The sequence below is a fragment of the Chryseobacterium arachidis genome, from assembly GCF_900129245.1.
Lineage (GTDB): Bacteria > Bacteroidota > Bacteroidia > Flavobacteriales > Weeksellaceae > Chryseobacterium > Chryseobacterium arachidis.
The window spans coordinates 58763-73224 of the sequence record NZ_FQUT01000001.1 but is presented as its reverse complement, the minus strand read 5'-3'; the positions used below and the strand labels follow the sequence as shown (position 1 = coordinate 73224).

14 protein-coding genes are annotated in these 14462 nt (G+C 35.7%); 12 read left to right on the top strand and 2 right to left on the bottom strand.

The window, feature by feature from the left end:
- Nucleotides 1-78: 78 nt before the first annotated feature.
- The 8 genes from BUA89_RS00345 (at nucleotide 79) to BUA89_RS00310 (ending at nucleotide 9381) form a co-directional block, all read left to right on the top strand.
- Nucleotides 79-1380, top strand: coding sequence for a toxin-antitoxin system YwqK family antitoxin (locus tag BUA89_RS00345; protein ID WP_072952641.1), 1302 nt, complete (start codon nucleotides 79-81; stop codon nucleotides 1378-1380).
- Between the two features lie 110 nt (nucleotides 1381-1490).
- Nucleotides 1491-2678, top strand: coding sequence for a homogentisate 1,2-dioxygenase (locus tag BUA89_RS00340; protein ID WP_072952640.1), 1188 nt, complete (start codon nucleotides 1491-1493; stop codon nucleotides 2676-2678).
- A 344-nt stretch (nucleotides 2679-3022) separates the two neighbouring features.
- Nucleotides 3023-4297: an acetyl-CoA hydrolase/transferase family protein gene (locus tag BUA89_RS00335; RefSeq protein WP_072952639.1), complete on the top strand. Its 1275-nt coding sequence runs from the start codon at nucleotides 3023-3025 to the stop codon at nucleotides 4295-4297.
- A gap of 284 nt (nucleotides 4298-4581) precedes the next feature.
- Nucleotides 4582-5712: a 4-hydroxyphenylpyruvate dioxygenase gene (hppD, locus tag BUA89_RS00330; RefSeq protein ID WP_072952638.1), complete on the top strand. Its 1131-nt coding sequence runs from the start codon at nucleotides 4582-4584 to the stop codon at nucleotides 5710-5712.
- Between the two features lie 69 nt (nucleotides 5713-5781).
- A complete protein-coding gene (locus tag BUA89_RS00325; protein ID WP_072952637.1) occupies nucleotides 5782-6261 on the top strand; it encodes a hypothetical protein in 480 nt (159 codons plus the stop codon).
- Nucleotides 6262-6399: 138 nt separating this feature from the next.
- A complete protein-coding gene (fahA, locus tag BUA89_RS00320; RefSeq protein ID WP_072952636.1) occupies nucleotides 6400-7647 on the top strand; it encodes a fumarylacetoacetase in 1248 nt (415 codons plus the stop codon).
- Between the two features lie 294 nt (nucleotides 7648-7941).
- On the top strand, nucleotides 7942-8763 hold the full coding sequence (locus tag BUA89_RS00315) for a flavin reductase family protein (protein WP_072953260.1): 822 nt from the start codon (nucleotides 7942-7944) through the stop codon (nucleotides 8761-8763).
- Between the two features lie 18 nt (nucleotides 8764-8781).
- Nucleotides 8782-9381 carry a hypothetical protein gene (locus tag BUA89_RS00310; protein WP_072952635.1) on the top strand — a complete coding sequence of 200 codons (600 nt, stop codon included), beginning with the start codon at nucleotides 8782-8784 and terminating at the stop codon, nucleotides 9379-9381.
- Nucleotides 9382-9425: 44 nt separating this feature from the next.
- Here BUA89_RS00310 and BUA89_RS00305 read toward each other — a convergent pair whose 3' ends face one another.
- Both BUA89_RS00305 and BUA89_RS00300 read right to left on the bottom strand, forming a co-directional pair.
- A complete protein-coding gene (locus tag BUA89_RS00305) occupies nucleotides 9426-9635 on the bottom strand; it encodes a hypothetical protein (RefSeq protein WP_072952634.1) in 210 nt (69 codons plus the stop codon).
- A gap of 97 nt (nucleotides 9636-9732) precedes the next feature.
- Entirely contained in the window at nucleotides 9733-10575 is an 843-nt protein-coding gene (locus tag BUA89_RS00300) for an alpha/beta hydrolase family protein (protein WP_072952633.1), read from the bottom strand.
- Nucleotides 10576-10757: 182 nt separating this feature from the next.
- Here BUA89_RS00300 and BUA89_RS00295 point away from each other — a divergent pair, with 182 nt between their 5' ends.
- From BUA89_RS00295 to BUA89_RS00280, 4 genes are all read left to right on the top strand, one after another.
- Nucleotides 10758-11531 (top strand): HipA family kinase, encoded by a 774-nt coding sequence (locus tag BUA89_RS00295; protein WP_072952632.1) that lies wholly within the window; start codon nucleotides 10758-10760, stop codon nucleotides 11529-11531.
- Nucleotides 11518-11901 carry a DUF3037 domain-containing protein gene (locus BUA89_RS00290; protein ID WP_072952631.1) on the top strand — a complete coding sequence of 128 codons (384 nt, stop codon included), beginning with the start codon at nucleotides 11518-11520 and terminating at the stop codon, nucleotides 11899-11901. The genes BUA89_RS00295 and BUA89_RS00290 overlap by 14 nt, the downstream gene beginning before the upstream one ends.
- A gap of 73 nt (nucleotides 11902-11974) precedes the next feature.
- Entirely contained in the window at nucleotides 11975-12997 is a 1023-nt protein-coding gene (locus BUA89_RS00285) for an alpha/beta hydrolase (protein ID WP_072952630.1), read from the top strand.
- A gap of 305 nt (nucleotides 12998-13302) precedes the next feature.
- On the top strand, nucleotides 13303-14403 hold the full coding sequence (locus BUA89_RS00280) for a serine hydrolase domain-containing protein (protein ID WP_072952629.1): 1101 nt from the start codon (nucleotides 13303-13305) through the stop codon (nucleotides 14401-14403).
- Nucleotides 14404-14462 lie beyond the last annotated feature (59 nt).

Below are 14462 nucleotides of genomic sequence, written 5' to 3'. Positions count from 1 at the left end.
ATTTTTATCACAATAAAATTGAAAACATGTACAAATTATCGTAGAAATTCATAATTTTATTATATAAAAACTAAAGCTATGAAACTACAAATCAACATACTAACAATACTCTTATTTCTCACCAACGTATCTATTGTAAAAGCCCAGAAAATTGTTCCAGAAGATCAGCAATATGCAGAATTTTATTATGCCGAGTTTGGATTACCAAATTCTGACGAGCCTAAAATACTCGTAATCACCAGCTACATTTACAGATTGAAGGAAAATTTCGGAGATGCTGCTTCTGTAGTATTGGAACCTTATATTTACAACAAAATTCAGCAGATTGAAAAAGAAGGATTTAACGGCAATCAGCTTGTTTTAAAATCCAAAATAAAACAAGTTTATGCTGTCATCTATAATGGAAAAATGTCAAATTATATAGGAGATCAGGAAGTACAGTTTAATAAAAATGTAAAATCTACCACCGCATTTGTACTCAATGCAAGGCAAGCCATTCTTGATCAATACCAAAAAAAAGGCTACACCATTTATCAGACAGATTTGACAAACGATTTTGCTAAAAGCAGTTCCTACAAGTACACCAACAAAGTTGAAAAACTTTTATCTTCATATATTGAAGAGTATAAAGCAGGCACATTAAGCACGATTACAAAAACCATCAAAAAACCACTAGAAAATCAAAATATTGTAAGTAATAATCAAAACAAAGAAATAAAAGAATACCATGATAACGGAAAACTTTCTGCTTATGGTTATGAGACACCAGACGGAAAGGAAACAGGAGTATGGAAATTTTATTATACAAATGGAAAGCTGAAAGAAGAAGGAAGCTATAAAGATGGAAAGGAAACAGGACAATGGAAAACCTATTTTGAAAGTGAAAAAACTAAAGAAATAGGAAACTATAAAAATGGGCTAAAAGACGGGGAATGGAAAACTTATTTTGAGAATGGGAATTTAGATCTGGTGGCGAACTACAAAGATGGAAAAGTTATCGGTGAAGGAAAAAGCTATTATCAAAATGGAAAATTAAGCAGCATCGGAACTTTTTCTGCAAACGGAAAGTATATTACCGAAAAACTTTACTACGAAAACGGCAATTTAGAATCGGAAGGAAAATACATCATCAATACAAATACAACTACAATCATAGTGAGTGGTGGAAAAATGATACCGATAGGAGAATGGAAATACTATCATGAAAATGGAAAATTAAAAGCTGTAGGAACTTATGGCGGGGTGAACAAAGATGATTTCACCGGTGAATGGAAAATGTATGACGAGAATGGAACTCTAAGAGAAGTTTCTTCAAGTTTTGTAGCCGGAACACCTCTGAAATCGAAAAAATATGATGAAAAAGGCAAACGTATTAACTAAAATGTTAACTCAAAAAAATCAATTAAAACTTCTGAAATCTTCAGAAGTTTTTTTGTTTTTAATGATTCCCCAAAAAGTATTAAATTTGAGAGTCAACATATAAAAGTAAAATGAGATATCATCAGTCGGGAAATATCCCACAAAAAAGGCATACGATTTTCAAATCTCCTGAAGATAAGTTTTACTATGAACAGCTTTTCGGAACCGAAGGTTTTCATGGAATTTCTTCATTATTGTACCACATTCATCGTCCGACTCAGATCAAATCGATTGGCGAACCGAAAGATGTAGCACCGAAAATCGCAGTCGAGAAAAACGTAACTCCAAGAATGTTTAAGGGAATGAATGTAACTCCCGAAGATGATTTTATGGACAGCCGCAAGTTTTTGATGGTAAACAATGACCTGAAAATGGGATTGTCGAAGCCAAGAAAATCGATGGATTATTTCTACAAAAATGCAGAATGTGACGAGCTTTTATATGCTCACAGCGGAAGCGGAATTTTGAAGACTTTTGTTGGAAATTTAGAGTTTTCTGTCGGTGATTATTTAATTATCCCAAGAGGAACCATTTATCAGGTAGAATTGCATTCTGATGATACGGTTTTCTTTGTGGTAGAAAGTCATTCTCCAATTTACACACCGAAAAGATACAGAAACGAATTTGGGCAATTGCTGGAACACTCTCCTTTCTGCGAAAGAGATATCATTACTCCTACTTTTGTTGAGCCTAAAGATGAAAAAGGGGAATTTCTAATTAAAGTAAAAAAGGAAAATCAGATCACAGATTTCATCTATGCAACGCATCCATTTGATGTAGTAGGTTGGGACGGATATTTTTATCCTTATAAATTCAATATCAAAAACTTCGAACCGATTACGGGAAGAATTCACCAACCACCGCCCGTTCACCAGACTTTTGAAGCGCATAATTTTGTGGTTTGTTCGTTCTGTGCAAGAATGTATGATTATCATCCACAGGCAATTCCTGCACCTTATAATCACTCGAATATTGATTCTGATGAGGTTTTATTCTATACAGAAGGTGACTTCATGAGCCGTAATCATATTGATTTAATGGACTTTACGCTTCACCCGGGAGGAATCGTACACGGACCTCATCCTGGGGCGATGGAAAGAAGCATCGGTAAAAAATTCACTGAAGAATATGCTGTTATGGTTGATCCTTTCAGACCTTTAAAATTGACGGAAGAAGCTTTAAAAGTAGAAGATCCTTCGTACAAAACTTCCTGGCTGGAAAGTGAAGATCCTAGTTTGGAAGACCGTTCGCAAGAGTAATATTTGATTTAAAAAATTAAATAAAATAAGAAAGACTGAATGTAATACATTCGGTCTTTTTTGTTGGTCAATCGCTAAGGCGCAAAGTTTTTTTTTCTTCATATTGCTTTTAAAACACAAGAAAATCATAGATTTTCAGCAAAGTTTTTCCAGTACTAAAATTTTATCACAGATAGAATTCTTTCGTCTTAAACATGCTTTATTTAATATACTTCGCGTCTTTTGCGATTCACCAACAAAAACACAATTTTCAATAAAAACATGACAAATATCTTCGGATAATTGGGCGTATTAAAAACAATATAACTTATCTTTAAGACAGAGAAAATTATAAAACTTTCAATATGTACAATTATATAAGTGCCGAAGAAGCTGTATATACTGTAAAAAGCGGAAATCGTGTGTTTTTTCATGGGAGCGCATGTACTCCGAATTATTTAATTGATGAATTGGCGAGACAGTCGCACCGATTGGATAAGGTGGAAATGGTTTCCATCACCCAACAGGGAAATGTGGAAATTGCCAAACCAGAATACAAAGATAAATTTTTCGTGAATTCCCTATTCGTTTCGTCTCCCGTAAGAGATGCAGTGAACTCAGAGAGAGGCGATTTTGTTCCTGTTTTTCTAAGCGAAATCCCGATTCTTTTCAGAAAAAAAATTTTACCGCTTGATGTTGCATTTATTACGGTTTCTCCACCCGACAAACATGGTTTCTGTACATTGGGTACTTCCGTGGATGTTGCAAGAGCTGCGGTAGACACTGCTCAAACGATTGTTGCGATTGTTAATCCTTTGATGCCAAGAACGCATGGCGACGGAATGATTCACATCAGCAGAATACACAAACTGGTTTGGCACGAAGAAGAACTTCCGACGGTTGATTACGGCGCAAAAGTAGGTCCTGAAGAAATGCTGGTCGGAAAAAATGTTGCAGAATTAATTGATGATAAATCTACTTTACAGATGGGAATCGGGACTATTCCTGATGCGGTTTTAAAATGTTTAGGAAATCACAAAGATCTTGGCGTTCACACCGAAATGTTGAGCGACGGTGTGATTGATTTAATTCAAAACGACGTTATCAATAATAAATACAAAGGTTACAACGATAATAAGACCATTACCAGTTTCTGCTTCGGGACGAGAAAACTGTACGATTATGTGGATGATAACACGGTATTTTCATTTGATGATGTTAGTACCGTGAATTTCCCGATTAATATTATGCGTAATCATAAAATGGTAGCGATCAATTCTGCGATTGAAATTGATTTGACAGGGCAGGTTTGTGCCGATTCTATCGGAACCACACAGTACAGCGGAATCGGCGGCCAGATGGATTTCATGAGAGGAGCAGCTTTAAGCGATGACGGAAAACCGATTATTGCCATTACCTCAAGAACAAAAAAAGGAGTTTCGAGAATTGTGCCTTTCCTAAAACAGGGAGCCGGAGTTGTTACGACGAGAGGTCACATTCATTGGGTCGTTACAGAATACGGAAGTGTGTATTTATATGGAAAAAATCTTCGCCAGAGAGCGCAGGAACTCATCAGTATTGCACATCCTGATGACAGAGAGATGTTGGAAAGGGCGGCTTATGAGAGATTTAAGCATTAAACACACATCGATTTTAACACATTAGTCACATCAGTTTTTTAATATTCTTTAATCATAAGAAAAGCACAGAAGATAAAAATCAAAGATTTTTTTTGGATCGCCTCAGAAATCTTTGATTTTCTCTCATGTGATCTAAAATATTTTCAAACCAAGATGAAAACTGATGTATCTATTATCTCTTTGTTTTTTATTAAAACTTTAACTAACAACTGTTTGTTTTCGATTTTAAAGATTTGAGAGAATTTTGTAATTTGCAACTCAAATAAAAGTAAAAAATAGAAAATATGTCAACATTAACATTTGCCGAAAAAATTGCTCAGGCAGAGAACTTTTTACCGATTAACGGTACAGATTATATCGAGTTTTATGTGGGTAATGCAAAGCAGGCAGCTCATTATTATAAAACAGCGTTCGGTTTTCAGTCGGTTGCGTATGCAGGACCTGAAACCGGAGTGAGAGACCGTGCATCATACGTTCTTCAGCAGGGAAAAATCAGATTGATTTTAACAACTGGTTTAAAGTCTGATTCTCCAATCAATGAGCATGTAAAAAAACACGGTGATGGTGTTAAAATTTTGGCACTTTGGGTTGATGATGCTTATGCAGCTTTCGAAGAAACGACTAAAAGAGGTGGAAAACCTTATTTAGAGCCTACCACATTGACAGATGAGCACGGTGAAGTGAGAATGTCAGGAATTTATACTTACGGAGAGACTGTTCACATGTTTATCGAAAGAAAAAACTATACAGGACCTTTCATGCCTGGTTACGAAAAGTGGGTAAGCGATTATAATCCTGAAGAAGCCGGACTTTTATATGTTGACCACTGCGTTGGAAACGTAGACTGGGACAGAATGCTTCCAACTGTAGAATGGTACGAAAAAGTAATGGGATTTGTGAACATTCTTTCTTTTGACGACAAGCAAATCAACACAGAATATTCTGCTTTGATGTCTAAAGTAATGTCAAACGGAAATGGTTACGCAAAGTTCCCGATTAACGAGCCTGCAGAAGGTAAAAAGAAATCTCAGGTTGAAGAATATCTTGATTTTTACGAAGGTGAAGGCGTTCAGCACATTGCTGTTGCAACAAAAGATATCATTCACACCGTAACTGAATTGAAAAAAAGAGGGGTAGAATTCCTTTCTGCTCCACCGGAAGCTTATTACGACATGGTTCCTGAAAGAGTGGGCCACATCGACGAAGACCTTAAAAAACTTCAGGAATTAGGGATCCTTATTGATCATGACGAAGAAGGATATTTATTACAAATCTTCACAAAACCGGTTGAAGACCGTCCTACTCTATTCTTCGAAATCATTGAAAGACACGGAGCTCAGAGTTTCGGAGCAGGTAATTTCAAGGCGCTTTTTGAAGCTTTAGAAAGAGAACAGGAAAGAAGAGGAAATCTTTAATTTTAATAACAATATTGAGTTTTGTCAGGATGAAAAGTCTTGACAAAACTTTTTTATAAACACATGATTATGAGAAAATTTTTAATCGGAATGTTATTTTTTGGAGCAACTTTTGGCTTAAAAGCTCAATACGGTTCACTAAACGGCATTCTTACCAGACTTGAGGAAAGGAAAGGAATCAATCAAAATCTGGAAGCTGTAAACATAGACAATAAGAAATTTGTCTTCATTAAAGATGAAGCAGACCATACGGAAAGGGATTTTATCGTCATTAAGGGCAATAAAGCGACTTATGTGGAAGTTTTCGACGATAAAGCAACGGGAGAAACAAGTTCTAACGTATTTTCGGGGGATATTGTCAGAAATAAAAAGAACATCATTTCTTTACGGGCAGATTTGCTGGAAAACAAAAAAGTTCCCATTCCGGTTACCAAAACCTTGTTATTAACCATGCAGGATAATATTTTATACCTGATTGATGTCAACACAAAGGACAGATGGATCGACGAGGCCTCCTTTTCTAAAACAAAAATCAAGTCTAAAAAATAAATATTCTGTAATCATTGTAAGGAAATGAATGATGAAACAATCTATTTCTGATTTTCATTCCGTTTTAGCAATGTAACAGATGTTTAAAGTAAAATTATAACGGGTTTTCATTAAAATCCAAATTAAAATTCTAAAATTATGAAATCATTTGTAGAATATTCATCAAATTCAGATTTTTCTATCCATAATATTCCGTTTGGAGTAGCAGTTTTCAATAAAGAATATATTGCATGCTGCACAAGAATCGGAGATCAGGTTATTGATCTTGCAGCATTGTATGATCTCGGATACTTCGAAGAAATCGAAGGTCTTGAGGATAACGTTTTTGAAGCATACACCATCAACGAATTCATCGAACTTGGAAAGCCGGTTACGAATGCAGTTCGTTTGAAAATTCAGGAATTATTACAGGAAGGTTCAACATTGTCTAAAGACCAAAAAACAATCGAGGAAGCATTCTACGATTTGGATAAAGTGAAAATGATGATGCCCGTTCACATCCCGAATTACACGGATTTCTACAGCAGCATCGAACACGCCACCAACGTTGGAAAAATGTTCAGAGATCCGGCAAACGCATTACTTCCCAATTGGAAGCATCTCCCTGTAGGATATCACGGAAGAGCTTCATCCATCGTAGTTTCAGGAACTGAAATCAACCGTCCTAAAGGTCAGACAAAACCTGCAGATGTGGAAAAACCAATTTTCGGACCTTCAAAACAACTGGATTTTGAATTGGAAATGGCATTCATCATCAACAAAAATACAGAGATGGGCGAAAGTATTTCTACAAAAGACGCTGAAGATGCTATTTTCGGAATGGTTGTTTTCAACGACTGGTCTGCAAGAGATATTCAGGCTTGGGAATACGTTCCGCTTGGACCGTTTTTGGCTAAAAATTTCGGCTCATCAATTTCTCCATGGGTTGTAACGCTGGAAGCTTTAGAACCGTTCAGAACTGCTTCTCCTACACAAGATCCTGAGGTTTTAGATTATTTAAAATTCGAAGGCGATAAAAATTACGATATCAATCTTGAAGTATATATTCAACCGGAAAATGGTGAACAAAACCTGATCTGCGAAAGCAATTACAAACACATGTACTGGAATATGACGCAGCAATTGGCGCATCACACCGTAAATGGTTGTAACGTCGAAGTTGGGGATCTATACGCAAGCGGAACGATTTCAGGAAGCGATCCAAAATCTTTCGGATCTATGCTTGAGTTAACCTGGAGAGGACAAAATCCTTTACAGCTTAGCAACGGACAGGAAAGAAAATTTATCGACGATAATGATACCGTAACAATGAAAGCCTGGGCTGAAAAAGACGGGGTGAGAGTTGGTTTTGGTGAAGTGAGTGGTAAAATTATTCCTGCTTTGTAGTTTACAATCAAAAAAATTTTGACACATTAGTCACATGAGATTTAATTAAAATATTTTATGAATATCCGTTATTTGTCATGATTGATTTTAACCACGAAGCGCACTAAAGATTTCACCAGGAACACCAGAGTTGTGAGCTTTGTGGATAACCTTAGTGTACGTTGTGGTAAAAATAATCATAATTACAGAAAACAGTTTTTTAATTACTGCATATTGCGTACAATCAGAGAATATTTTCAAAATAATAACCTAAAATAACTAATGTGACTTATGTGTCAAATTAATTTATTTAAAATGAAAACAGTAATCCCATCCGAAATAACTCCCGTTCAACTACAAACAATCATGCAGACCGCCGTTTCGCCACGTCCGATTGCATTGGCGTCAACAGTTGATAAAGACGGAAACAGTAATTTATCGCCGTTCAGTTTTTTCAATATATTCAGTACGGTTCCCCCGATTTTGATTTTTTCACCTTCGAGAAGAGTTCGTGACAATACAACGAAGCATACTTTGGAAAACGTATTGGAAACCTCTGAAGTTGTCATTGGAACCGTAAACTTTCCGATTGTACAGCAGATTTCTTTGGCCTCAACAGAATATGGTGACGGCGTAAATGAATTCATCAAGTCGGGCTTAACCATGAAAGATGCTGATTTGGTTGCACCTAAATTAATTGCAGAATGTCCGGTAAATTTCGAGTGTAAAGTTTTAGAAATAAAATCTTTAGGAGATCAGGGCGGTGCCGGAAATCTGGTGATTTGTGAAGTTCAGAAAATCCATATCCGTGAAGAATATCTGAATGAAGAAGGAAATTTAGACCAGAAAAAGTTGGATATGGTTGCACGGTTAGGCGTGAATTGGTATTCGAGAAGTAACGAGAACAGCCTTTTTGAAGTGCCAAAACCATTGGTAACCAAAGGAATTGGCTTCGATCTTCTTCCTGATGAAATCAAACTGAGCAAAATCTTTACAGGAAACGATTTGGGGATGTTGGCAAATGTGGAGGTTTTGCCTGTAGGAGAATATCACTCAGATGAAAATATTCATCAGGATGCTCAGAAATTATTGCTTGAAAGTAAGATTGAAGAGGCATGGAGAATATTAATTAAATAATCTGAAAATATCAGCTTTATGAAAAAATATATTTACCTGCTAATTATATTAATCAGCTTACAATCATGCTATTATCCGGTAAGGAAAGATTATGGAGTTTACAGCAAATCGCTGGCTTTTTCAAAAGATAAAAAGTGGCTGATTAATAACATCAATACAGATGTAGATGCTCATCACAGAGAAATGATGAGCAGGGAAACGCTTAAATTATTTCAGGAACTGAGTGATGGTAAAGCTTCTGATCTGAAAACAGCAAAATCTGAAAACATCATCAATCACAATATTCCATTTGATCCTGAAGATGAAGATCTTAAAGAACTTAAAAACAATACAGATTTTAATTTTCTGGTGAATATTTATACCTTTAAAGTTAGGAACGGCTTAGACGGAGAACTCGGTGTACAATATGAATACAAGAAAAATGAAACTTTTGCCATGATGGATGTGTATGATATCCAAACGTTGAAAAAAATCTATTCATTCAAAGCGTATTCAGAAGTTTCTGTGGAAAAGGGTGAAAAGGCAACGATCTTTAATCCGTCAACAGAAATGATGACCATGAAAAATTTCAGGGCTCTTTTAAAATCAGTAAAAAAGAATGCCGTAAAAGTAGACTAAAAAAGGAGTGAAAATTTTCACTCCTTTCTATTTAATATTAGAATTTAGTAACAACACTGCCAACGTCCGTTTGCATTGGTTTCTGTACCAAAATTTGGTGTTTGACATGGAGGTACAAGACAATTGCCATTTCCATCACTTAGATAAAAATTATAGCAACCTGCCGCACACACTAAAACTTTTTCTCCACCTGAAATGTGCTTTTGAGCTTCTCTGCTTAATTTCTGACCATTTTTTAAATTTGATTTTTTCATAGTAATTTAATTTAGTGTTAAAAATATTTTTCACTAATATATGAAAAATTTAAACAAATTTTAAAAACAAATATTGAAATTCAATAAATTACAACATTTATTGCAATTTTTCTTTGATAAAATCAATCGATTTTTCAACTACCTTATTCAGATCTTCAGGCAATTCTTTTCCTTCCCACGGTTCTTTTGCGCCAAAAGTATGATTGGCATTTTCAATTAAATACAATTCCGAGTTTGGGTTTAAAATATGAAGATGTTCCGCATTTTTTACGCTCACCGATTCATCATTTGTCCCATGAATAATAAGAACATGCGCCTTTGCCATTTCTGTCGCTCTCTCCACATCAAAACGGTGCTCATCTTTTTCAAAATCTTCATAAAACTGATAATAATGTGGCATTTCCTGTTTCGTTCTTCCGTTCAAAACGTAATAAACGCCTGCTTCTTTCCATTTTTCAAAGGCGTCATTTTTCGGGAAACGTTCCAAAGTATCTACACTTGCCAAAGTAATCAAACCATTGATTCTTTCATCTTCATAAGTCTTCACAATAGAAATCCCCCCTCCCCGGCTGTGACCAATTAAAATAATTTTCTGATCATCAACTTTAGAATCCTGAACAAAATAATCGATCACCGCTCCCAAATCAGACAATTCTTTTGAGTAATTATTGTTTCCAAAGGCTTCTAAATCTGCAAAATTATAAGGATCTTCAACCGTAGTTCCATTATGTGAAAAATTAAACTTAACAAAGAAAAATCCTGCTTCCGCAAACTTTTCTGCCATTAAATTCCATGCGCCCCAATCTTTATAACCTTTATAGCCATGCACAAAAATCACTAATGGTAATTTTTCATTGGTACCAGGATAAAATGCATCTGCAAGAAATTCTTTGGTTTCCGGATTTGGGATGATAATATTTTGCTTTTTTGTGATTTGCATATTTATTTTATTTAGTACGTTTTCTGTCATTTCGACGAAGGAGAAATCTATATAACAGATTCTTTATTACGCTTCCCTTCATTCAGAAAGACAGACTGTATATTTTTAATGATTAATTTAAATTCCACTTAAAAATATTAAAAATAGAAATAAACACAAAGTAAAAACCTTATTTTTGCTTCATGTTGGATTTAAGAACGGTAACCGTCATGCGTTACATTCTGCCCCTTCGTGAAGGAGGTTCGCTTCCCGCTTTGGCAGAGGCTGATGATGATTTTAAATATGTATTGAAATTCCGTGGTGCAGGTCATGGCGTTAAAATGCTGATCTCAGAATTATTAGGTGGCAAAATCACCGAATTATTAGGATTAAAAATTCCGGAGCTGGTTTTTATTAACCTTGATGTCGATTTCGGAAGAACGGAGGCAGATGAAGAAATTCAGGATTTACTGAAAAATTCTGAAGGCTTAAATTTGGGATTGCATTATCTTTCAGAAGCGATTACGTATGATCCGAGCGTTCAGGTTGATCCTTTTCTCGCTTCAAAAATTGTCTGGCTCGATGCTTTTATTACAAATATCGACCGTACTTTCAGGAATACCAATATGCTGATGTGGCATAAAGAATTATGGATCATCGACAACGGTGCGTCTTTTTATTTCCATCATTCCTGGCAGAATTTTGATACAGCGGCAAAAACTCCGTTTAAATATGTAAAAGACCATGTTTTGCTTCCAAAAGCATCAAAATTGGATGAAGCGGACCAATTGGCCAAAGAAGTTTTGAATGAAAAAGTATTCAGGGAAATTGTTGATATGATTCCCGAAGACTGGTTGCACTGGAACGATGCCGAAGAAACGCCGGAAGAAATCCGTAATGTGTATTTCAACTTTTTGAAAACACGATTAGAACATTCTGAAATCTTTTTAAACGAAGCCAAAAATGCAAGAGGATAAAATTTACGAATACGCAGTAATACGTTTGGTTCCGAAGGTTGAGAGAGAAGAATTTTTCAACATCGGACTGGTGATGTTTTCTAAAAAAGAGAAATTTATCAAGGTAGAATTTTATTTGTGTCCTGATAAATTTAAGCTAATGCACAGTAAATTGGATTACGAAGATGTGATACAAAATCTGGAAAGTTTTAAAAAAATTGCAGAAGGAACCAAAGACGGCGGGCCGATTGCCCAGCTTGAAATTCCCGAGCGCTTCCGTTGGCTCACGGCAGTTCGAAGTGCTGTTGTGCAGACATCCAGACCTCATCCAGGAAAATCCAAGGATCTTGAGAGTACTTTTAATAAGCTTTTTAAAGAATTAATTATGTAAAACCTTATTAATCGGTCAGGTTTTTGGTAAACTTTTTGAAGAGCTATTAGCAACACGCTTCAAATAAAATTCTATGAAACCACTCAGCTACAATATAATTCACAGGTTTTCTATAAACCTGTTTTTTATTTTATTTTTCAGTTGTTCAGCTTTAATCTATTCTCAACCTCCTGCTGAACAGCCTCTAACACCGCCAAGTTCTATTCTTCCTGAAAAAACTGATTTTTTAAAGGATATTTCCTATAAAACTGATAATGCCGGAAAGCCTCTGCTTTTAGATATTTACAAACCCAAAAACTCAACGTCTGATAAACTTCCGGTTGTTGTGTATGTTCATGGCGGAGCTTGGGCAAAAGGTGATAAAACGGTGAGGGCCGACAGTTATATTGAAAGTTTTATTTTAAAATTAGTCGATAAAAATTACGCTGTCATCAGCATTGATAATACTTTGGTAAGTGAGACCGTACATTTTCCGCTGCCGATTCAGGATACTAAAGATGCAGTGAGATGGGTAAGAAAAAATGCAGAGAAATATAATTTTGATATCAATAATATTGGTTTTTTCGGAGCTTCGTCGGGTGCACATTTGTCGATGCTTTCGGCTTATACTAACGATACTGAATATGTCGGAAGCCCTGGACTTTCAGCATATTCAGGAAAGGTAAATTATGTTGTCAGCAATTTTGGGCCGACGGATTTAAATAATCTGTTGCATACTAGATTAGGAAAGTTTCCGGTAACCATTGTTGGCTGGTTTTTCAAACCGATTGTCGAAATCAGACAAAAGCTTGTTATGGGAATTTCTGGATATGATATTCAAACTGAAAAAAGGAAAGCCATAGATTATCTGGAAACTGTTTCTCCCATTAATGATGTTGAAAACGGTATTCCTACATTCATGCTTCATGGGAATAAAGATAAAGTTGCGCCAATAAAACATTCAAAAAGACTAGCCAGAAAGTTAAAAAAACAAAATATAGAAGCGACTTTGGTAGTAGTAAAAGATGGAACACATGGCTTTGGAAATACGGATAAAGCGTATCTTAACCAATTAACAGATAAAATGGTAGACTTTATTGAATCGCATAAGAAATAGCTTAAATTTTACTCTCACAAAGTCTTGATTCTTGACAAACTTTGTGGATTACAGCCTCATAGATTTTTCGACAACCTATGAGGTTTAGTTTTATATAACAGTCGCAAGTTCATAGCCCCGATTGGCGCGGCATCCTTTTGGGTTGCGGCGGTGCGAAGCGGAGCCGTAACCCAAAAGATATAGCAGAAAGCGGGATAAAGCTCCTAATAAATTTTAAAATATATAAATTAATTTAAATTTTATTAGTTTAAATTTAACCGTCATACATTTTATTTATCTAAAAACTAAAATTAAACTAGTTTTACATGAAAATAAAAAATTTACTTTCTATTTCTGCATTTTGTCTTATTGTAATATCTTGCAGCAGCTCTACAGAGGATTCCGCAGACCAAAACTCTTCGCAGAATGATACTTCTACCACAACAGAAGCAATGTATTTTCCGCCATCTAATAGTGATATGTGGGAAACAAAATCGATTTCTAATTTGGGATGGCATCAGGATAAAGTTCAGGATTTACTGGATTATTTGCAGACTAAAAATTCTAAAAGCTTTATGATTCTTCAAAACGGAAGAATTGTGATGGAAAATTATTTTTCGGGACACACCGCTACAACGCCATGGTATTGGGCAAGTGCAGGAAAAACTTTGACCTCTACCGTAACCGGAATTGCAGAACAGGAAGGATTTTTAAATATCGATAATAAAGTCTCAACCTACATCGGGACGGGCTGGACGAGCGAACCTTTGGCGAAAGAAAATCTCATCACTTGTAAAAATTTATTGACTATGACTTCAGGATTAGACGATAGTTTGGGCGATGACGTAACCCCCGCAAACCTAAAATACAAAGCCGATGCAGGAACAAGATGGGCTTATCACAATGTTTATGTGAAACTTCAGGATGTTGTGGCATCCGCAACCGGACAAACTTGGTCGCAATATTTCAATGCAAAACTGAGGGATAAAATTGGGATGACCGGCAGTTGGATTCAAAGTGGTGACAACAGTGTGTATTGGAGTACCACAAGAAGTATGGCTCGTTTTGGCTTGATGGCTCTAAACAATGGCAGTTGGAATGGCACACAGATCATTAACTTCAATTATTTTCAAAGTGCTACAACGACTTCTCAAAACATCAATTTGGCTTACGGATATTTGTGGTGGCTGAATGGGAAATCGAGCTATCATTTGCCTCAAACGCAATTTCAGTTTAATGGAAAGCTGATTCCGAGTGCGCCGGATGATCTGTTTTGTGCTTTAGGAAAAAATGATCAGAAAATCTATGTTGTTCCGGGTAAAAAACTGGTGATTATCCGGATGGGAGACGCTGCTGATAATGTAAATCTTGCGCTTTCTGATTTTGATAATGTGCTGTGGCAGAAAATCAATGCGGTGATTAATTAATATACATAATCTTTTCATTAAATATAACTAATAATTAATTTTCAGATACTTAAGTTTAG

What these genes read in the sequence shown, in the direction of transcription:
- BUA89_RS00345 (WP_072952641.1), top strand. Translation starts at nt 79, where the DNA reads ATGAAACTACAAATCAACATACTAACAATACTCTTATTTCTCACCAAC.
- BUA89_RS00340 (WP_072952640.1), top strand. Translation starts at nt 1,491, where the DNA reads ATGAGATATCATCAGTCGGGAAATATCCCACAAAAAAGGCATACGATT.
- BUA89_RS00335 (WP_072952639.1), top strand. Translation starts at nt 3,023, where the DNA reads ATGTACAATTATATAAGTGCCGAAGAAGCTGTATATACTGTAAAAAGC.
- hppD (WP_072952638.1), top strand. Translation starts at nt 4,582, where the DNA reads ATGTCAACATTAACATTTGCCGAAAAAATTGCTCAGGCAGAGAACTTT.
- BUA89_RS00325 (WP_072952637.1), top strand. Translation starts at nt 5,782, where the DNA reads ATGAGAAAATTTTTAATCGGAATGTTATTTTTTGGAGCAACTTTTGGC.
- fahA (WP_072952636.1), top strand. Translation starts at nt 6,400, where the DNA reads ATGAAATCATTTGTAGAATATTCATCAAATTCAGATTTTTCTATCCAT.
- BUA89_RS00315 (WP_072953260.1), top strand. Translation starts at nt 7,942, where the DNA reads ATGAAAACAGTAATCCCATCCGAAATAACTCCCGTTCAACTACAAACA.
- BUA89_RS00310 (WP_072952635.1), top strand. Translation starts at nt 8,782, where the DNA reads ATGAAAAAATATATTTACCTGCTAATTATATTAATCAGCTTACAATCA.
- BUA89_RS00305 (WP_072952634.1), bottom strand. Translation starts at nt 9,635, where the DNA reads ATGAAAAAATCAAATTTAAAAAATGGTCAGAAATTAAGCAGAGAAGCT.
- BUA89_RS00300 (WP_072952633.1), bottom strand. Translation starts at nt 10,575, where the DNA reads ATGCAAATCACAAAAAAGCAAAATATTATCATCCCAAATCCGGAAACC.
- BUA89_RS00295 (WP_072952632.1), top strand. Translation starts at nt 10,758, where the DNA reads ATGTTGGATTTAAGAACGGTAACCGTCATGCGTTACATTCTGCCCCTT.
- BUA89_RS00290 (WP_072952631.1), top strand. Translation starts at nt 11,518, where the DNA reads ATGCAAGAGGATAAAATTTACGAATACGCAGTAATACGTTTGGTTCCG.
- BUA89_RS00285 (WP_072952630.1), top strand. Translation starts at nt 11,975, where the DNA reads ATGAAACCACTCAGCTACAATATAATTCACAGGTTTTCTATAAACCTG.
- BUA89_RS00280 (WP_072952629.1), top strand. Translation starts at nt 13,303, where the DNA reads ATGAAAATAAAAAATTTACTTTCTATTTCTGCATTTTGTCTTATTGTA.